Consider the following 18,331-nt stretch of genomic DNA (forward strand, 5'->3'; position numbering starts at 1 on the left):
GGAGACGGGACGATGGCCGACATCGAGTTGAAGATCGAACAGGAGACGCTCTTCGTCGGAGCGTATACGCCGGTGGTCGTCGGGATCGACCCAAATACCGGGTGGACGATGGACGACCTTCAGTTCTCTGTGGGGTCAGGCCTCGCCGGTGGTCTCATCTCCACCGCTCGGGAGCGTGAAGCGGATCTCGAACGTCCGACGGTCATGCTGCTTGCCGGTTTCGAGCCGGGCACCCACGTGGTCGAGGTGTCCGTCGGTGGATCGCTCGTCGGTGAGGCAAAGTTCGAGGTCGTCGGCACCTGGACAGACGAGAAAACAGGACCACCGTTGTGGTTCAGCGGGCGCCCCGACGCGGGTCTCGCAGGCGCGGCGTGGGGCGGCGGGCCGGTTGGGCCACAAAACGTGGGCATCTCACCGCAGCTCGGCACCCGGCGGATCGCCATCCTGCTGGTCGATACCTCGTCGGAGCGGTACACGACCGACGCGTCGACGTTGCAGGGCCACCGCGACCGTTGGATGAACGAGCTCATCACCGGTGTGACAGCGTCGGGGCAGACTCGCTCGACCCGGGCGTTCTATCAGGAAGTGTCGTACGGCGGACTCGACCTCAGCGCTCAGGTGTTCGGACCGGTCTCCCTCACTGACAACTGGGACACCTATTTCAACGCCGACGGGACCCCGAAAGGTAGCTATTTTCAAGCCGCCATCACGGCGGGTGACGGCCTCATCGACTACAGCCAGACCGACACTGTGTTGTGTGTGTCGCAGAGCGTGCTTGACGATGGTGGCGCGGTGACGAACTCGGCCTGGCCGTACGCGAGCATCGGCCGCTGGGGGCCGTATACGACATCGGACGGGAACCTCAATCTTGGAGTTGCTTCGATGCCGAACGACTGGGGCGTGATCGGGAATCGCGAGATTCACGAGACTTTCGCCCACGAGCTCGGTCACAACCTTGGGCTGGGTGATCAATACGCCCCCGCAGTGTCCGGACGGAATCCCGGTGGCTGGGAGATGATGCACGACGATGACTCCTTCCCGCATTTCAGCGTCGCCCATCGAATGATGTTGGGCTGGATTCAGCCAGCCTGGGTGCGCTCATTCAATTTCGCGACGGCTGGCGCCCCGCTTGACCAAACCGTAGAGCTGCATGCCATTGAACGCGGCGCGCCGCCAGCCGGCCGCTCGAGCGCCGTTGAGGTCCGCATCGGCGACGGGTTGAATTACTACTTCGAATACAGGAATGGCGAAGCACCACAGATCGGGGACCGCTCTCTTCCGAGCGACAACCGCGTTCTTGGGACGGACGTAGCCTCTCCTCCCTTCGTTGCACCATTTTCGCGTCCGGCCGTGCTGCTTCTGCCTGCCGACGGTGATGACGACGGCACGGTGCTCGACAATGGCGATTTTTACAAGGAACTCGACGCATCACCCTTCCCGGTCGAATTCCGGGCAGACGTTTCCGGGATCGACGGGACATCGGCTGACCTGCGCATCCGGTACGGAGCCAACGGCAGGCCGGATCCCTCGATCCGCCCTTGGCCAGCATCGCCGAGCAGGCCCTGGCAATCACCAGACATCGAGGTGCGCAACGCAAAGAATGCCGCGGATTCCTCCTGGGCAAACGTGCCGTGGGTGGGCAACCCAAACACTGTCGTCGCCAAGGTGAAGAACGGAGGCACGGTGCTCGCCCCGCAAGTTCGGGTGAACTTTTACGTGAAGGACTACACCGTCGGTGGTGCCCCCGAGGTCTTCCTGGGCTGGGACGTTCGCAACGTCGCGGCGGGCGCAACCGTCGAGTTCACAACAAATTGGGTGCCGCCCACATCCGGTCATTACTGTGTGGTGGTTCGTATCCCTCTCTACATTGACCCGAATGTGCCAACGATCGTGGAAATGACTGAGCTCAACAACACGGCACAGTCGAACTACGACAGGTTCAACACGGCAACCAGCTCACCATCGACCCGCGAACATACCAGGGTTGCAGTGGGCAATCCGTACGAGAAGGCCACGCGGGTATGGCTTATCGGCCAACAATCGAATCCCCTCTACCGGACGTACGTCGAGCACACCTGGCTCCTGTTGGAACCCGGCGAGGTTCAACAGGTTGCCGTCATGCTGGAGCACACCCTGGATCCGAAGCGACCAGACGTCATCCCAGAGGATGCACGACCGTTCGAACGGCAGATCGAAAAGTACCTGCGCTCTCCCAACAGCGTCGGCTTGCACGCGTACGCCGAAGATCCGACCGACGAGCCGCGCCACGCTTTGGAGTTGATGGGGGGCGCTGGCCTCATGGTGACGACCGGTCGTGGAACTAAGATCGACAACTTCGGCAACGATGGGCCGGTTATCTCGGGAAACGTCGTGACGACGGACGACGCACAGAGCGTCCCAGGAGGCATGGTGGTGGTCACGGTGACTGAAGCTCCGGATAAACCGGAACAGTTTGTCACGCTCAGTGCCGCTGTCCAAGACGGCGCTTTTCGCGTCCTGGTCTCAAACAGGCAGAAAATCTCACTACGCCGACAGGCAGCTGATATCGGCAAACTCGGTCCGATCGACCGGATGAAGAACCCCGAAAGATTCCGCCCGAGCGCACCGTGGTCGGTGATGCGCGTGGAGTACCTCGGAACGCCCGGTTTTGCTCCCTGTGAGGAAGACTGGACGAAGCGCCGCGATTGAGCGCCGGTTCAATTCCCCCATCTGGTCAATGCCAGCGGTGGTCCTGAATGGTGATCTTCGGTCCGCGACGAGGCTTCCGAATCCCACTGGCAAGAATGAGCCTCACCACCCGCTGCCGCTGCCCGGCCCACGGGGCGAGAAGCTCGAGCATGCCGTCGTCATCGACCGGTGAGCCGGTGAGCGCCATGCCGACGGTCGCCGCGAGGTGGTAATCGCCGACACTGACAGCATCCGGATTTCCATGAGCTCTCGACGTCACCTCCGCGGCGGTCCAGAGACCGATCCCAGGCAGGCTTTGCAGGCGAGCGGATGCCATCGCGGACTCTCGAAGAGCATCCTCACCCGTCACGATGGTGCGTTCTAAAGATTCGGCCACCCGGCTGGCGCGAACGGCCGTTTCGGAACGTTGAGGACCGACGCCCGCGCGATGCCACTCCCAGCTCGGGATGAGTCGCCAGGTCTCAGCCGCCGGCGCGACAACCATTCCCTCCGGTGCGGGCCCTGGCGCAGGTTCACCGTGCCGACGAACGAGAATCCGCCAGGCGCGCCATGCCTCCACAACAGTGACCTTTTGCTCGAGCACCGCCGGTACGAGCATCTCAAAGACCAACCGGTTTCGACTCAGCCGCAGGCCTGGGTTGCGGCGGCGGACGTCGGCGAGCATCGGGCTTGTACTGAGATCGAGGTCATCCCAGTTATCTTGAGCGCCGAGCAACTCAGGCACCCCGTCAAGCGCCCATTCGGCGCCAGCACCCCACGCGTCCGCAACGACACCGTCCGATCGCTGGTCGAGATGCAGCGTTGCCGGCCCCATCGGTGTGCGGAAGGTCAGCCACACGCCGGTCGCCGTTCGGCGGAAGCACGGACCGTCACCACCGCGGGAGAGCGGCGACAGGATTTTTACAACGGAGACCGGATGCGGCGGCGCGTATCGGGTGTGCAGCCCGGAGTCGGGGGCTGCGAGGGTGTCCATGCGCACCACATTACGTGACGAGCACCGACACGCCGCGGTCGACCAACCTTTCACCGTATCGGACAGTCCCGGTTGCGACGGAGGACTGGCGCCTTGTCGTTCTAACTCATAGCATCGACGATATAGCTGACACTCCCCCGGACCCTGGGAACGACAGTTTCGTGCAAACGATAATTCCAGGAGGAAGCTATGGGCACTCTGACGTACAACGGAAGCCGGTCCATCGAGTTCGATGACCGCGCTCTGGCGCACCTCCAGATCGTGATCGGGGCCAAGCTCCGGCGCAACGAGGCGTTCTACCTGTCCTGGTCGGGTGCGGACGACGGCCGGTCAACAATCTGGATTCACCCCACGCATTCACTCACATACGACTACCTCACCAACGACAAGCCCGCGCTCAACCGAGCCTGGATCGATCGACTCACCGAGTGCTCGTTCAGGCCCAGTGGCCTCGTCCTGCTTCCCGAGCCAGAGATCGATCCCGCGATGCTGCCGGATGGGGCGCCGGCAACGGATCGTGCAGCGCGAGAGCCCGTCGGCGCAGGAAGCCACTGATGCCCACTTCTTTCTGAGCTTTTCTCAGAGATGGCTGGTGGCGCGCGCGCCGGCCGCCGTAGAGTTCCGGCATGAGTTTTTCGAGCACCGATGTCACGAGCCTCCGCGCGGCCGCGACCGGCGATGTTTTCGCGCGCGGAGACAACGGGCTGGTCGACGCGGTCGCCGCCCAGAACACCCTGATCCTTCACAATCCAGATATCGCCGTTGTCGCCGCCGACGAGGCTGATGTTTCCCTGGCTGTGCGCTTCGCCGCCGAGCACCGTCTTTCCGTGACAGTGCAGTCAACCGGACACGGGGCGTGGAGACCGGTTTCCGAGGGACTCCTCCTCGTCACTGGGAAGCTCGACACGGTCTCCGTCGATGAGGACGAGCGAATTGCAACGATTGGTGCCGGTGCGCGATGGAGCGCCGTAATCGACGCTGCTGCTCCGTTTGGCCTGACGCCGATCACCGGTTCATCGCCCCACGTCGGTGCCGTTGGCTACACCCTCGGCGGTGGCCTGGGGCCGCTCGCCCGGAGCCATGGCTTCACAACGGACTGGGTGCATGGCTTCCGGGTCGTCATCGGCGATGGTTCGGTCGTGATTGCGACGACCTCAGAGAACCCCGACCTGTTCTGGGCGCTCCGCGGCGGAAAGGGTGGACTCGGGATCGTGACCGAGATGCGGTTGGAGCTGGTGCCGCTGCGCACGGTCTTTGGCGGCAGCCTGTTCTACGACACCCCGGACGTCGAAACCGCGCTCCGGGCGTGGGTCGACTGGACCGCCACGGCCCCGGACAACGTCACGACGTCGGTTGCCCTCTTGTCGATGCCGCCGATCGAGGAGATTCCCGAGCCATTCCGCGGCAGGTTCCTCCTGGCTTTGCGCTTCACCTATCCCGGCAACCCCGAGGACGGTGACCGACTCCTCCAACCACTGCGGCAGGCTGCCCCGGTCTACCTCAACGGCGTGACCGAGATTCCGACCACCGCGATGGGGTCGATCCATGCTGACCCCACAGAGGCCACACCCATCTGGGACCTGGGACTCCTGCTGAACCGGATCGACCAGGACTTCGTTACCGAGCTGCTCGCCAGTTTCGGCCCGGGAACAAACTCACCGTTCGTTGCGGTCGAGATTCGGCACCTCGGCGGAGCAACGCGGCACGACGTCGAGGGTGGCTCCGCCGTTGGCGGTCGCACCAGTGCGTTCACCCTCACCCTCATCGGGGTCGTTCCCCCATTGTTCGAGCGGATGGAAGCGATCGCCCACGATTTCCTCGATCGAACCGAGCGCTGGGTGTCTGCAGAGACGAACATCAACTTCTCGTCACATGTCGACACACCCGAGCACTTCGCGCAGGCCTGGCCGCCCGAAGTGTTCGACCGGCTCGCCAGGGTTCGCGCAACCTATGACCCGGAGGGCCTGTTCGCCTTCGGACCCGTGGAGGCTGTTCCACAGGCCTGACCGGCGTCGCGAGATGCTGACTTTGCGGGGATTGTCCGATCAGCAACCCTGCAAAGTCAGCAACTCGCGCTCCAAGGGACTAGAGGTGGCGTTCGTCGGGGCCGTTGTATGCAGAAAGCGGACGGATCAGCGCGTTCGACGCGGCCTGCTCTCTGATGTGCGCGGTCCAGCCGACGACCCGAGCCGCCACAAACAGTGGGGTGAACGTCAGGGTGTCAAAGCCCATGAGGTTATACGCGGGCCCGGACGGGTAGTCGAGGTTCGGCTTGATGTTCTTGCGCGACACCATGGCCTCTTCGAGAGCGGTGTACAGCTCGAGCATGTCGGGCCGGTCGTAGTGCTCCACGAGCTTCTCGAGCGACGCCTTCATGGTCGGCACGCGTGAGTCGCCGTTCTTGTACACGCGGTGCCCGAAGCCCATGATCTTGCGCTTCTCGGCGAGCGCCTGCTCAAGCCACCCCTCGGCTTTGTCGGCTGTGCCGATCTCGTCGAAGGTGTGCATGACGGCCTCATTGGCACCACCATGCAGTGCACCCTTGAGCGCGCCGATACCGCCGGCGACCGCGGAGTACAGGTCGCTGAGTGTCGAGGTGATGACCCGCGCCGTGAAGGTGGACGCGTTGAAGGAGTGCTCGGCGTAGAGAATCATCGACACGTTGAACGCGTCAACGACCACCTGGTCTGGCACCTCACCGAAGGTCATGTAGAGGAAGTTCGCCGAGTAGCCGAGGTCGTCACGCGGGGGAACCAGGTCTTCACCCCGGCGTCGACGCTGGTCGTAGGCCACGATGGCCGGGATCTGCGCGTACAGGCGTGCGGCCTTGTTGAGGCTCGATTCGTCGGTGGCCACGTCGGCGTCCGGGTCGGTCGCCCCGATCGCGGATACCGCCGTGCGGAGCACGTCCATGGGGTGTGCGGACACAGGGATGAGGTCGACAACGGCCTTCACGTTGTCGCCCAGGGCACGCTGGCCACGTTCGACGTCCTGAAATTCTTTCAGCGCAGCATCCGTCGGCAATTCACCGTGCCACAGCAAGTACGCCACCTGCTCAAAACTGCAGTTCGCGGCGAGTTCCTGCACCGGGTAGCCGCGGTACAGGAGCGAGTTGGTCTCCGGGTTGACCTTGGAAACGGCCGTGTAGTCAACAACGACTCCGGCGAGGCCTTTCTTAATGTCGGTATCGGTCATGCCGTGCTCCTTTGCGTGGGTGTGTGTGAAATTGTGAGAATCCTCAGGGGGCGACATCGAAATAAACGGATGCTGTTCCGCTTTCATCGCGGGAAAGGTCCAGCGTCCAGCACCCCGGCACGTCGAAGGTGAAACCGGTGCCCCACTCCTGTCCTGGGCGGTCATAGGTCGAACCGCCATGGTACTCGGGACCCCAGTCGAGTTGTCGAGATGTTCCGGTTGGATCGGTCAGTGTTGCACTGAGCTCGTCGCCCTCACCAGTAAATCGCCAGACCACCTTGATGCCGTCGTCACTGACCGCGAATGGGTACGGATCTGTTCCCATCACCAGGCCATACAGGGTGGCGCCGTCGTGACCGGTGCCCTGAATCTCCGGGAACGCCCCGGGCGCGACGGGTGACGCCGGGTCGCACCCGGGCCGACCGAGCGGCGCCGAGGATTCCGTCGTCGCTGCACGCGGGGTCGGGCTGGCGCTGCTCGTGCTCGCCACCGGACCGGCGGCCGTGCACCCGGTGAGCGCGAGAACCATCGTTCCCGCACCCACCGCGTACAGCGCCCGATTCATGCTGCTACCGTGCCACCGTGAAGTTGAACACCGAGGTGTCGAACGCGTTGTAGCCCTCATAGTCGACGAGTTCGTAGAGGTCGGCGCGGTGCTGCATCTCGCCGAGCTTCGAGGTGAGATGTCCTTCGTCGGTGAGCGTGTCGAGCGCACGCCCGGCAGCGCCCATCGCGATGCGCAACAGCGACACGGGCCAGATCACAATGTTGATGCCGACGTCGGCGAGCTGTGCGCTCGAGAAGAGCTCGCTCTTGCCGAACTCGGTCATGTTGGCGAGGATCGGCACGTCAACCGCGTTGCGAACGGCCTCAAACTCGCTGAGATCGCGCATTGCCTCGGGGAAGATCGCGTCCGCTCCCGCGTCCACCAGCTTTTTCGCCCGATCGATCGCCGCGTCAAGACCATCGACAGCACGGATGTCTGTACGCGCCATGATGAGGAAGTTGTCGTCGCGACGCGCATCGGCCGCCGATCGAATGCGTTTGAGCGCCGTCGACTCGTCAACCACCTGTTTTCCATCGAGGTGACCGCAGCGCTTCGGATTGATTTGGTCTTCGATGTGCATGCCGGCGAGCCCGGCGTCTTCGAGTTCCTGAATCGTTCGGGCCACGTTCATGGGCTCGCCGAAGCCCGTATCGGCGTCGACGAGGGCGGGCAGTTCGGTCATCCGCGCGATTTGCTTGGCGCGACCGGCCACCTCGGTCAGGGTGGTCAACCCGATGTCGGGCAAGCCGAGGTCGGCGCTGAGCACGGCGCCAGAGATGTACACACCGTCGAAGCCCTTCTGCTCGATCAGCCGGGCAGACAGTGGATTGAAGGCACCGGGAAAACGGAGCAGCTCGCCGGTGGCGAGGCGCTCACGGAAGATTCGGCGCTTCTCGTCGGCAGTGGTCTTGGCGTACAGCATTTAGAACAGTCCCTTCGGGGATTCGACCGCTGCGAGCACTCCGGCAGCGGCGGTAATGGTGAGCCCGCTGAGTTCGTCTGCAGTGAGTTCAGGCAGTCGTTCGACGGTGCTAAGGAAGCGCTCAATCTCTTCGGGCTCAAGGACCGGCTCGGCGAGGGTGCGGAACTTGCGGATGTAATCCTCGCGAGCAAACGGCCGCGCGCCGAGCGGGTGAGCGTCGGCCACCGCGATTTCGTCGACCACGGTGGAGCCGTCGCTCAGCGTGATCTCCACGCGACCGCCGAACGCCTTCTCGGCCGGGTCGAGCGAGTGGTACCGACGAGTCCACTCGGCGCCCTCCTCGGTCGTGACCTTGTGCCACAGCTCAACAGTGTCGGGGCGGGCGGCACGCTGCGGTGAGTATGAGTCGACGTGGTGCCAGCGACCGTCCTGCAGCGCAACGGTGAAGATGTACGGAATCGAGTGATCGAGAGTCTCACGCGACGCCGTTGGGTCGTACTTCTGGGGGTCGTTCGCGCCGGAGCCGATGACGTAGTGGGTGTGGTGCGAGGTGTGGAGGACGACCGACGCGATCGCACCGGCTTCGAGCAGCTCCGGGTGCTCCGTGTGCAGCTTGCGTGCGAGGTCAATCCACGCCTGCGCCTGGTACTCCGCCGAGTGCTCCTTCGTGTAGCTGTCGAGGATGGCGCGCTTGGCCTCGCCTGCCTCGGGCAGGGGAACCTCATACGACGCATCGGGGCCGTCAAGCAGCCAAGCGATGACGCCGTCCTCGCCCTCGTAGATCGGCTCGGGCGAGGTCTGCCCACGCATGGCTCGGTCAACCGCTTCGACCGCCATCTTGCCGGCGAAGGCCGGGGCGTGAGCCTTCCACGTGGAGATCTGGCCCTTGCGCGATTGGCGCGTCGCCGTCGTCGTGTGCAGTGCCTGGCCGATGGCCTGGAAGATGGTTTCGACGTCGAGCCCCAGCATCGTGCCGATACCTGCGGCGGCAGATGGACCGAGGTGCGCGACGTGGTCGATCTTGTGGGCGTGCAGGCTGATCGCCTTCACCAGGTCAATCTGGATCTCGTAGCCGGTGGCGATCCCGCGAACGAGGTCCTTGCCGGTTGCGCCGACGTGCTGTGCAACGGCGATGAGCGGCGGAATGTTGTCGCCCGGGTGCGAGTACTCGGCTGCCAGGAATGTGTCGTGGTAGTCCAGTTCACGAACGGCCACACCGTTGGCCCATGCCGCCCATTCGGGGCTGACGCGGCGAGCGGCTGGCGAACCAAACACCGTCGAGCCGCTCCCACCGGTGGTGACGGGGTGGGCGAGGGCCTGCGAACGCGCGGCGACAACGGGTCCGCGGGTGAGCGACGCGGCGGCGACCGCTGCGTTGTCGATGATGCGGTTGATGATCATGTCGGTGACCTCGCCAGTGACATCGACCGGGTCAGCCGCGACTTCGGCGAGCGCCCAGGCGAGCTGTCCTTCACGGGCCAGGTTCTCCTCGCTGCGGTGGACACGCAGGTGGTGGGTCTTCATAGTGTTCCTTTCGTCGAAGACGCGGGTGTGCCGGCGGACAGCGCGGCGGTGTCAAGCAAATTGGTGAGGCTCTTGCGGAGGTGGACGGCGGTCGCTTGCGCGGCAAGGAGCTCGTCGCGCTCGAGAATGGCCTCCACGATCAGCAGGTGCTCGCCAACGGATTCGGTGAGGCGTGCCGGATTGTCCTGGGCCAGCCGGCGCGCGCGCGCGAGGTGCCCGCGAAGGCTCCGGAGCGAGCTGAGCAAAAACGTGTTCTCCATCGCCGCGTCGATGGCGGCATCCAGCCGGGCCACAAGTGCGTAGTAGCCCGCCGTGTCACCGGCAACGGTGGTGCGTGCGCTCTCGAAATCGCCGCGCAGCGCTTCAAAGACGCGTGCGTTCCGGCGGCGAGCGGCGAGTCGGGCCGCCTGGGTCTCGAGCGCCTCGCGGAGCTCGAAGAGTTCGGCGAGGTTTGCGGCTGACACGTCGGTCACCACTCCGGCGCGACCACGCTGAGTGTCAACCAGCCCCTCCGCGGCGAGCCGGGTGATCGCTTCGCGGAGCGGAGTGCGGGAGATGCCGAGCCGTTCCGACTGCTCAGTCTCGCTGAGGATCGTGCCGGGCCTCAGGCGCCACGACAGAATGTCATCCTTCAGGACGTCGTAGGCCTTGTCGCTTGCTCGCACCCGGTCAGTATACGCACGATCGCCCGCCTCGGTATACAGGAACCCCGCTATCGAGCTGAACTTGCCTGATCAAGCGTGGCTTGGTATACCGGTCAGTGTCGGGGAGGCTGGTGCGACAGTGCGGACTCGGCGAGCGTGTCTGGCACGGCGTCGAGCGTCGACACCGCCCAGACCGGGGTGCGGTCCTTATCGACAACTTGCGCACGGATGCCCTCAGCGAGGTCAGGCTGCTCGGCCAGCCACGCTGAGGTGCGGTACTCCTGGGCCAGCGTGTCGCGGAGCGACCCCAGCTCGCGGGCCCGACGGATCGCGGCGAGCGCCACGGTCAGCGCGACGGGCGATAACGCCTCAAGCTCGGCAACGGCTCGAGCCGCCGCGTCGGCGGGCTCGGCGCGCAGGCGCTCGAGGATCTCGCGTACCGAGTCCGCTGAGAAGCAGCGGTCGATCCACTCTCGGTGCTGCAGGAGCTCGGACGGCGGCGGGGTTTCGTCGAAGAGCAGAACCACTTCGCCCGGGGAGCCGGGGTCGGCCCGCTCGCCGAGCGCCTGGATGAGGTGTGGAAGGCGATCTGCGGGAACGTAATAGTCCGCGAAGCCGCAGGCGATGGCATCCGCCCCGCTCATCGACGCTCCGGTGAGGCCCAGATAGGTGCCGAGTTCACCGGGCGCATGTGCGAGAAGCCAGGTACCACCAACGTCGGGGCTGAAGCCAATGCGGGTTTCGGGCATGGCCACGCGACTGGTCTCGGTGACGATGCGAATGCTGCCGTGCGCGGACACGCCGACTCCACCGCCCATGGTGATGCCGGTCATGAGGGCGACGTAGGGTTTCGAATACTCGTCGATGGTGGCGCAGAGCTCGTACTCCTCGCGCCAGAAGGACCGTGAGAGGTCGTTGCGGCCGCTGAGCGCGTGCTCCCGCAGCCCGCGAATGTCGCCACCGGCGCAGAGTCCGCGGTCGCCGGCTCCTTCGATCACGACCAGGGCCACCTCAGAGTCGGTGCGCCAGGTCTCGAGTGCATCTCGAACGCCGAGGATCATCTCGTGGGTGAGCGCATTGAGCACGCGCGGGCGGTTGAGCGTGATGCGGCCAACGCCGTCGGCCACGCTCGCCTCGAGGTCTGCCACCGAAGGTTCCCTTTCGTTTCTCCCAGTAGATCACCGCGGCACCACGCCGCCGCGCGCTAGAGGAAGATGTCGGGAAACAGGTCCTTCTCATCAACGCCGGGCGAGTACTGCGAGAAGTCGGTGACGCCCGCCGCGGTCAGCACGTCTTCGACGATGAGCGACTGGCCGGTGTACTCCCGCGCGGGTTTCGTCAGCACTTCATACGCCGCGTCCGCGTAGATCTCCGGCGTTCGACTCTTCGCGAGCAGCGCTTCGCCTCCGAGGATGTTGCCCACAGCGGCGGTCTTGATGGTCGTGCGCGGCCACAGCGTGTTGGCGGCGATGCCATCGCGGGCGAATTCGGCGGCAAAACCGAGGGTCGCCATCGACATGCCGTACTTCGCGAGCGTGTACCCGGTGTGCGCGCCGAGCCACTTCGGGTCAAGGTTGATTGGCGGGCTCAGCGAGAGAATGTGTGCATTCGGCGCTTCCTTGAGGTGTGGAATTGCAGCGCGGGACAGCATGAAGGTGCCGCGCATGTTGACATCCTGCATCAGGTCGAATCGCTTGGGTTCGAGCTCGAGGGTGCGGGCCAGGCTGATGACGCTCGCGTTGTTGATGACGATGTCGATGCCCCCGAACGTCTCGACCGTTTGGGCGACCGCGTTGGCGATCGCCGCGTCGTCGCGCACGTCACCCACGATCGGCAGCGCTTGTCCTCCCGCGTCACGGATCGCCTCGGCGGCCGTGTGGATCGTGCCCTCCAGCCGCGGATCCGGAGAGTCGGTCTTCGCGAGCAGCGTGATATTCGCGCCGTCCTGTGCCGCGCGCAGGGCGATGGCGAGGCCAATGCCTCGGCTGCCGCCCGACATGATCAGGGTCTTGCCGGCGAGAGTGTCAGTCATGAAAGTCCTTCGGTCGAGAAGCAGAACACGGTGAGCGGATGCTATCGGCGGGCTGAACGAGCGACGAACGCGGCGATCCGCGCCCGCGCCTCGTCGGTGGCGGCGGCCGCAGCTATGGTGCGGGCCTCGTCATCGAGAGAGGTCGCGAAGTCGCGCTCAGTACCGCCGCGGAGCAGGCGCTTGGCCTGCCCGAAGGCCGCTGTCGCGCCCGTCAACCAGACGTCCGCAACCGCGCGCGCACGGGCATCCGTTTCATCGGCGGTAACGACTTCGGTAACGAGCCCCCAGTCGAGAGCCTCGGCCGCGCTGAGCGAGCGGCCGCTCAGGGTGAGCTCGAGCGCCCGGCGCATGCCGATGGCCTCGGGAAGCAGGGTGGACACGCCACAGTCGGGGGTCAGACCGATGTCGGCGTACTTCGAGACGAACCGCGAGGAGTCGCTCGCAACGATGTAGTCGGCCACGAGCAGGAAGCCGAGTCCGCCGCCGGCAACGGCTCCGTTCACGGCGGCAACCATCGGCTTCGGCGTCGCCAGGAAGATCTGGTGCCCGGCGTGGATGATGTCGGCGAGCTCGCCAATCGTCGCCGCACTGTCGCCGTCCATCGCGCTCATCTCGGCAACGTCGCCGCCCGCGCAGAATGCCGGGCCTGCTGCGTCGAACAGCACGGCACCAATGTCGTCGCGCTCAGCGACCTGCTGCGCCAGCGACAGCCAGGTGCGGGCCGCGTCTTCATTGATCGCGTTGAGCCGGGTCGGGCGGTTGAGAGTGAGGTGGGCGAGGCCGTTGTCGACCGTGAAAAGAATGCTGTCGGTCATGCTGTTCCTTGAGGGATACTCGGGGCGGAAAAAAATGAGGCGAGCGGATGCGTCGGGCTTACTTCGGCGCCATCCGGATGGCACCGTCGAGGCGAATGGTTTCGCCGTTGAGATAGTCGTTTTCGGCGAGGTGCTGCACGAGCGCCGCGTATTCGTCGGGGCGGCCGAGGCGCGAGGGAAACGGCACCTGGGTGCCGAGGGAGTCCTGCGCCTCCTGCGGCAAACCCATCAGCATCGGGGTCTCCATGATGCCGGGCGCGATCGTGTTGACCCGAATGCCAAAACGGGCCAGTTCGCGGGCGATCGGCAGGGTCATGGCGTGTACGGCACCCTTGGAGGCGGCATAGGCCGGCTGGCCGATCTGCCCGTCGAACGCGGCGACCGAGGCGGTGTTGACGATCAGTCCACGGCCGCCGGACTCATCGGGTTCGTTCTCGGACATGACGGCCGCGGCGAGCCGCAGCACGTTGAAGGTGCCGACGAGGTTGACCGAGATGACCTTCTCGAAGCTCGCGAGCGGAAGGGTCCCGTCGCGACCGAGCACCTTGCCGGGAGTGGCGACACCCGCACAGTTCACGACGAGGCGGAGCGGCGCCAGCGCGACCGCCGCATCGACGGCTGCCGAAACCTGGTCTTCGTTCGACACGTCGGCGGGAACGAAACGGGCGTTGTCGCCCAGCAAGCTGGCGGCATCCGCCCCTGAAGAATTGGGCAGGTCGACAATCACGACCGAGACGCCTCGAGCGGCGAGGCGCGTGGCCGTGGCGTTGCCGAGGCCGGAGGCGCCACCGGTGATGAGGGCGGAGATTCCGTCGAGCTTCATTGCTTGATCCTTCCGAGAACGGGTCGGTTGCAGCCTAGGGGTGCCCGGCGACACGGTGCTGCGGGCTTGTGCCGCACGGTGCTGCGCGGCGTGGAGCGGGGCCGGGCCATTGTGCCGTCCCCACAACTTCCGCTCGCCTCAGAGCCGCTCGATGATCATGGCGTTGGCCATGCCGCCGCCCTCGCACATGGTTTGCAGGCCGTAGCGGCCGCCGCCGACCTGCAGCGCGTTGACCAGGGTCGCGAGGATGCGGGTACCCGATGCGCCGAGCGGGTGACCGAGAGCGATGGCCCCACCCCACGGGTTGAGTTTCGACACGTCGACGTCGAACTCGCGCTGCCAGGCCAGCGGCACCGAGGCGAACGCCTCATTGACTTCGAACACGTCGATGTCGTCGAGCGCGACGCCGGTGCGCTCGAGCACGCGGCGGGTGGCCGGAATCACGCCGGTGAGCATTTCGAGCGGGTCACTGCCGACGACAGCGAACCCGAGAAAGCGGGCGCGGGGGGTGAGGCCGAGCTCGGCGGCTTTCTCCTCACTCATGATGAGGGCCGCTGAGGCGCCGTCGGTGAGCGGAGACGAGTTGCCCGCCGTGATGTTCCAGCCGATCTCGGGGAAGCGCTCGGCAAACGCGTCGGTGCGGAAGGCGCTCGGCAGGGTGGCGAGCGCATCGGCCGTTGTGCCGCGGCGAACGGTCTCGTCGACGCCGAACGACGTGGTCGACCCGTCGAGTGCGGTCTGGACGATGGGCACCACCTCGGGTGCGAAGAGCCCGCGGTCGATGGCGGCCGTCGCACGGGTGTGTGACTGGGCGGCATAGGCGTCGAGTTCGGCGCGGCTGATTCCCCACCGCGCCGCGATCAATTCGGCCGAGATGCCCTGGTGCACGAGTCCATCGGGGTAGCGCGCGCTGAGCATCGGTCCCCAATAGTCCTCGCCGATCGTCGCGTAGCCGATGGGCTGTCGGCTCATCTGTTCGACACCGCATGCGATCACGATGTCGTTGGTGCCGGCGATCACCGACTGGGCAGCAAACTGCGCGGCCTGCTGGCTCGAGCCGCACTGCCGGTCAACGGTGGTGCCCGGCACACTCTCCGGGAACCCGGCGGCGAGCACCGCGTTGCGTGCGATGTTCGTCGATTGGCGACCGGCCTGGGTGACGCAGCCTGCGATCACGTCCTCGATCAGCGCCGGATTCAGCCCCACGCGCTCCACGAGTTGCTGCAGCGTCTGGGCGAGCAGGTCGACCGGGTGCATGCCGCTGAGCCCTCCGCCATGCTTCCCTCGCCCTGAGGCCGTGCGAACGACATCGACAATTACGGCGCGCGTCATGAGAACTCCTTCGTCAACTGCCTTCGAGCGTACGACGGATGCCTCCTGCCGGACTACCGCAGATCACCCCCTTTCCGAATTGTGTGCGTGGTGGCACCGTAAGGAAGTACGACGGATCAGGGGTGGGTCTCATGGGAAAGATCATCGTTCAGCAGCTCGTCACCCTCGACGGCTTTGCGGCCGACAGTGAGGGCGACGTCAGCTTTTTCGAGTCGGTCGAGGACTGGGCCGAGTCGGATCGCGACCAGCTCGCTTTCCTCAACTCGCTCTCGCTGATGGCGCTCGGAAGTCGCACCTACCGCATGTTCGCGGGCTACTGGCCGACCGAGCAGTCCGGTCGCGAGATCATCGCCGACACACTGAATGCGCTCGACAAGGTGGTGTTCTCCCGCTCGCTCGAGACCGCACCGTGGGGCACGTATTCCGAGGCGCGAGTGGTCGCGGGTGACGCGGCGACCACCCTCCGTGCGATCGCCCACGAGGCGCCGGGGGATGTTGTGGTCTGGGGCAGCCTGTCGCTCACCGACCAGCTCTTCTCCTCGGGTGGGGTCGACGAGATGCACTGGCGAGTGTGCCCCATAGCACTGGGCAGCGGCCGGAAAGCGCTGCCGGCCGGGTTCTCGACGGGTGCGATGCGCCTGCTCGGTAGTAAGGCGTATGACTCGGGTCTGCTGACGGTCGACTACGCCCTGATCTGACCCACCGCCATCAGGTTTCTAGTCATCGGCGGCCGCACCCGAAAACTCGGTGGACGCTGTGCTGGCCAGGAACGAGACGTCAGTGCCGATCAGCAGCAGTCGAACGCCACGCTGGCGGTACCGCTCAGCCTCTGCCGCGTCGGCGCAGTGGATTCCGGTCTGGCGCCCGGCCGCGTGTGCCGCCTCGAGAATGCGGGTCACCGCGTCCGCATGCTCCGGACTCCCCACAGTCGTCCCGAGACTGGAGGCAAGGTCCGCGGGCCCGACCATGATGAGGTCGATGCCGTCCACCGTTACGATTTCGTCCACCGCGTCGAGCCCCGCACTGGTCTCGATCATGGCGACCACGAGAAGGTCGTCGTTGGCCGATGCACGGTAGGTCGGCACGTCCAGGCCATACGCCGTCGCCCGGGCGGGGCCGATGCCCCGTGCACCCATCGGCGGGAAGCGGGTCGCGCGCACAATGGCCTCTGCCTCGCTCGCACTTTCGACGCGGGGCACAACCACGCCCGCAGCACCCGTATCGAGTGCTCGGCTCAGATCCAGTCCGATTCCCGGAACCCTGATCACAACGGATGCTCCGCGAAACTCGCCAGCGCGAACAAACTGTTCCAGAATCGGCAGGTCGAACGCCGCGTGCTCAGCGTCAGCCACGATGACGTCCGCTCCCGCGACGGCGAGGACCTCGGTGACGGTCGGGCTCGCGATGATCTGGAACGTACCAACGACCGCGCGCTCGGCGATGGTCGGCCGGAGGGCACGTGCGGATGCAGCGCGGGCTGACGGAAGAGAACCGTATGACATGGCAGTACCGCTTTCTGTTCGAGCGAAGTGAATGACCGATTCTACGAGGTCGAGCTCACAGCCGGGGTCACGCTGCCTCCGTCCCGCCACCGTCACCTGACTCGCCATCTCGGCCAACGGTCAGCGCGCCTCGGATAAAATCGGCGAATGGCCATCTCGAAGATCCTCCTCTACTACGTCTTCACACCCCTGGCCGACCCCGACGCCATTCGGCTGTGGCAGCGTGACCTCTGCGAGTCCCTCAACCTGCGCGGACGCATCCTCATCTCGAAGGACGGACTGAACGGCACCGTCGGCGGCGACCTCAACGCCGTCAAGAAGTACTTGCGCAAGACACGTGAGTACCCCGCGTTCAAGGACCTCGATGTGAAGTGGTCGGAGGGCACCGGGCTCGACGAGACCGGCGCGAGCCTGGACTTCCCGCGACTGGTCGTGAAGGTTCGCGATGAGATCGTCTCGTTCGGTGCGCCTGGCGAACTCGAGGTCACCGAGAATGGCGTTGTCGGCGGCGGTACCAAGCTGCAGCCGACCGAACTTCACGAACTCGTGGCCGAGCGTGGAGATGACGTCGTGTTCTTCGACGGGCGCAATGCCTTCGAAGCGGAGATCGGCCGATTCAAGAATGCCGTTGTTCCCGACGTGTCCAACACCCGCGAGTTCGTCGCGGAGCTGGAGAGTGGAAAATACGACCATCTGAAGGACAAGCCGGTCGTGACGTACTGCACCGGAGGCATCCGCTGTGAAGTGCTGTCTGGGCTCATGAAGAGCCGCGGCTTTGGCGAGGTCTACCAGCTCGACGGTGGCGTCGTGCGGTATGGCGAGACGTTCGGTGATGACGGCCTCTGGGAGGGCTCGCTCTACGTTTTCGACAACCGCATGTCGATGGACTTCTCGGACAACGCCGCCATCGTCGGTGAATGTGCGATCTGCGGCGTTGCCAGCAAACATATGCAAAATTGTGCGGATGCCTCCTGCCGCACCCAGTTGGTTCTGTGTGAAACGCATGCGGCTGAAGCTCCACTCTGTGAGGCCCACGCGGCGGTGGGCAGCGTAACGCCGTAATCGCTTAGAACGAGATTCGGCAGTGCCGATGCCTCGGGCACCCGAAGCCCCACGCCGCGCTAGCCGGCTCCCTCCACAGGCACCGATCTGAGACTTTTTCGAACATAGCTTCTAATCTCGGGCGGGGTCTGGGTAGAATGGAGCATGGTCCAGATGTCGGAGCAGATTCGTCAGATCGCGCAGGGTGTGTGTGATCGGATCGCTTCGCTGGAAACCCCTTCACCCTCTCTCACCTCTCCGTTGGCGCCTTCCCTTCAGCTGGCGCCCTCACT

At 65.2% G+C, this 18,331-nt stretch carries 17 protein-coding genes; 5 read left to right on the plus strand and 12 right to left on the minus strand.

Going from position 1 to position 18,331, the window contains the following annotated elements; all coding sequences use genetic code 11:
- The first annotated feature begins 12 nt into the window (after nucleotides 1-12).
- Entirely contained in the window at nucleotides 13-2,688 is a 2,676-nt protein-coding gene (locus L1277_RS14660) for a CARDB domain-containing protein (protein WP_253377464.1), read from the plus strand.
- Nucleotides 2,689-2,713: 25 nt separating this feature from the next.
- On the opposite strand, the gene L1277_RS14665 is transcribed toward L1277_RS14660, so the two are convergent.
- Nucleotides 2,714-3,661, minus strand: coding sequence for a DNA-3-methyladenine glycosylase (locus L1277_RS14665; RefSeq protein ID WP_253377465.1), 948 nt, complete (start codon nucleotides 3,659-3,661; stop codon nucleotides 2,714-2,716).
- Between the two features lie 189 nt (nucleotides 3,662-3,850).
- On the opposite strand from L1277_RS14665, the gene L1277_RS14670 reads away from it, so the two are divergent.
- Together L1277_RS14670 and L1277_RS14675 are read left to right on the plus strand one after the other, a co-directional pair.
- The gene (locus tag L1277_RS14670) at nucleotides 3,851-4,216 is read left to right on the plus strand and encodes an ATP-dependent DNA ligase (RefSeq protein ID WP_253377467.1); all 366 of its coding nucleotides are present in this window, start codon (nucleotides 3,851-3,853) and stop codon (nucleotides 4,214-4,216) included.
- Between the two features lie 71 nt (nucleotides 4,217-4,287).
- Nucleotides 4,288-5,667: an FAD-binding oxidoreductase gene (locus tag L1277_RS14675; protein WP_253377469.1), complete on the plus strand. Its 1,380-nt coding sequence runs from the start codon at nucleotides 4,288-4,290 to the stop codon at nucleotides 5,665-5,667.
- A 79-nt stretch (nucleotides 5,668-5,746) separates the two neighbouring features.
- On the opposite strand, the gene L1277_RS14680 is transcribed toward L1277_RS14675, so the two are convergent.
- The 10 genes from L1277_RS14680 to L1277_RS14725 all read right to left on the minus strand — a co-directional run bounded on the left by L1277_RS14680 (nucleotide 5,747) and on the right by L1277_RS14725 (nucleotide 15,495).
- Nucleotides 5,747-6,856, minus strand: coding sequence for a bifunctional 2-methylcitrate synthase/citrate synthase (locus tag L1277_RS14680; RefSeq protein WP_253377470.1), 1,110 nt, complete (start codon nucleotides 6,854-6,856; stop codon nucleotides 5,747-5,749).
- A gap of 43 nt (nucleotides 6,857-6,899) precedes the next feature.
- Nucleotides 6,900-7,421, minus strand: a complete 522-nt coding sequence (locus L1277_RS14685; protein WP_253377471.1) for a hypothetical protein — start codon at nucleotides 7,419-7,421, stop codon at nucleotides 6,900-6,902.
- A 4-nt stretch (nucleotides 7,422-7,425) separates the two neighbouring features.
- Entirely contained in the window at nucleotides 7,426-8,325 is a 900-nt protein-coding gene (prpB, locus tag L1277_RS14690) for a methylisocitrate lyase (protein WP_253377472.1), read from the minus strand.
- A complete protein-coding gene (locus L1277_RS14695; protein ID WP_253377473.1) occupies nucleotides 8,326-9,849 on the minus strand; it encodes an MmgE/PrpD family protein in 1,524 nt (507 codons plus the stop codon).
- On the minus strand, nucleotides 9,846-10,514 hold the full coding sequence (locus tag L1277_RS14700) for a GntR family transcriptional regulator (protein WP_253377474.1): 669 nt from the start codon (nucleotides 10,512-10,514) through the stop codon (nucleotides 9,846-9,848). Before L1277_RS14700 ends, L1277_RS14695 begins: the two co-directional genes overlap by 4 nt.
- 92 nt (nucleotides 10,515-10,606) lie before the next feature.
- Complete coding sequence (locus L1277_RS14705) at nucleotides 10,607-11,641, minus strand: enoyl-CoA hydratase/isomerase family protein (RefSeq protein WP_253377475.1); 1,035 nt, start codon at nucleotides 11,639-11,641, stop codon at nucleotides 10,607-10,609.
- Nucleotides 11,642-11,697: 56 nt separating this feature from the next.
- A complete protein-coding gene (locus tag L1277_RS14710; protein WP_253377476.1) occupies nucleotides 11,698-12,525 on the minus strand; it encodes an NAD(P)-dependent oxidoreductase in 828 nt (275 codons plus the stop codon).
- Nucleotides 12,526-12,566: 41 nt separating this feature from the next.
- Nucleotides 12,567-13,340 (minus strand): enoyl-CoA hydratase/isomerase family protein, encoded by a 774-nt coding sequence (locus L1277_RS14715; RefSeq protein WP_253377477.1) that lies wholly within the window; start codon nucleotides 13,338-13,340, stop codon nucleotides 12,567-12,569.
- A gap of 58 nt (nucleotides 13,341-13,398) precedes the next feature.
- Complete coding sequence (locus L1277_RS14720; protein ID WP_253377478.1) at nucleotides 13,399-14,163, minus strand: 3-hydroxyacyl-CoA dehydrogenase; 765 nt, start codon at nucleotides 14,161-14,163, stop codon at nucleotides 13,399-13,401.
- Between the two features lie 138 nt (nucleotides 14,164-14,301).
- Nucleotides 14,302-15,495 (minus strand): thiolase family protein, encoded by a 1,194-nt coding sequence (locus L1277_RS14725; RefSeq protein ID WP_253377479.1) that lies wholly within the window; start codon nucleotides 15,493-15,495, stop codon nucleotides 14,302-14,304.
- 131 nt (nucleotides 15,496-15,626) lie between these two features.
- On the opposite strand from L1277_RS14725, the gene L1277_RS14730 reads away from it, so the two are divergent.
- Entirely contained in the window at nucleotides 15,627-16,193 is a 567-nt protein-coding gene (locus L1277_RS14730) for a dihydrofolate reductase family protein (protein WP_253377482.1), read from the plus strand.
- Nucleotides 16,194-16,211: 18 nt separating this feature from the next.
- Here the strand turns inward: L1277_RS14730 and L1277_RS14735 are convergent, their stop codons facing one another.
- On the minus strand, nucleotides 16,212-16,997 hold the full coding sequence (locus L1277_RS14735) for an HpcH/HpaI aldolase/citrate lyase family protein (RefSeq protein WP_253377483.1): 786 nt from the start codon (nucleotides 16,995-16,997) through the stop codon (nucleotides 16,212-16,214).
- A gap of 147 nt (nucleotides 16,998-17,144) precedes the next feature.
- Here L1277_RS14735 and L1277_RS14740 point away from each other — a divergent pair, with 147 nt between their 5' ends.
- Nucleotides 17,145-18,059, plus strand: a complete 915-nt coding sequence (locus tag L1277_RS14740; RefSeq protein WP_253377485.1) for a rhodanese-related sulfurtransferase — start codon at nucleotides 17,145-17,147, stop codon at nucleotides 18,057-18,059.
- Nucleotides 18,060-18,331 lie beyond the last annotated feature (272 nt).

Source organism: Okibacterium sp. HSC-33S16 (assembly GCF_024171565.1).
In the GTDB taxonomy this organism is placed as follows: Bacteria; Actinomycetota; Actinomycetes; order Actinomycetales; family Microbacteriaceae; genus Mycetocola_A.

Coding starts and splice junctions, on each gene's coding strand:
- L1277_RS14680 (WP_253377470.1), bottom strand. CDS start 6,856: ATGACCGATACCGACATTAAGAAAGGCCTCGCCGGAGTCGTTGTTGAC.
- L1277_RS14660 (WP_253377464.1), top strand. CDS start 13: ATGGCCGACATCGAGTTGAAGATCGAACAGGAGACGCTCTTCGTCGGA.
- L1277_RS14685 (WP_253377471.1), bottom strand. CDS start 7,421: ATGAATCGGGCGCTGTACGCGGTGGGTGCGGGAACGATGGTTCTCGCG.
- L1277_RS14725 (WP_253377479.1), bottom strand. CDS start 15,495: ATGACGCGCGCCGTAATTGTCGATGTCGTTCGCACGGCCTCAGGGCGA.
- L1277_RS14670 (WP_253377467.1), top strand. CDS start 3,851: ATGGGCACTCTGACGTACAACGGAAGCCGGTCCATCGAGTTCGATGAC.
- L1277_RS14665 (WP_253377465.1), bottom strand. CDS start 3,661: ATGGACACCCTCGCAGCCCCCGACTCCGGGCTGCACACCCGATACGCG.
- L1277_RS14675 (WP_253377469.1), top strand. CDS start 4,288: ATGAGTTTTTCGAGCACCGATGTCACGAGCCTCCGCGCGGCCGCGACC.
- prpB (WP_253377472.1), bottom strand. CDS start 8,325: ATGCTGTACGCCAAGACCACTGCCGACGAGAAGCGCCGAATCTTCCGT.
- L1277_RS14735 (WP_253377483.1), bottom strand. CDS start 16,997: ATGTCATACGGTTCTCTTCCGTCAGCCCGCGCTGCATCCGCACGTGCC.
- L1277_RS14710 (WP_253377476.1), bottom strand. CDS start 12,525: ATGACTGACACTCTCGCCGGCAAGACCCTGATCATGTCGGGCGGCAGC.
- L1277_RS14720 (WP_253377478.1), bottom strand. CDS start 14,163: ATGAAGCTCGACGGAATCTCCGCCCTCATCACCGGTGGCGCCTCCGGC.
- L1277_RS14740 (WP_253377485.1), top strand. CDS start 17,145: ATGGCCATCTCGAAGATCCTCCTCTACTACGTCTTCACACCCCTGGCC.
- L1277_RS14695 (WP_253377473.1), bottom strand. CDS start 9,849: ATGAAGACCCACCACCTGCGTGTCCACCGCAGCGAGGAGAACCTGGCC.
- L1277_RS14715 (WP_253377477.1), bottom strand. CDS start 13,340: ATGACCGACAGCATTCTTTTCACGGTCGACAACGGCCTCGCCCACCTC.
- L1277_RS14730 (WP_253377482.1), top strand. CDS start 15,627: ATGGGAAAGATCATCGTTCAGCAGCTCGTCACCCTCGACGGCTTTGCG.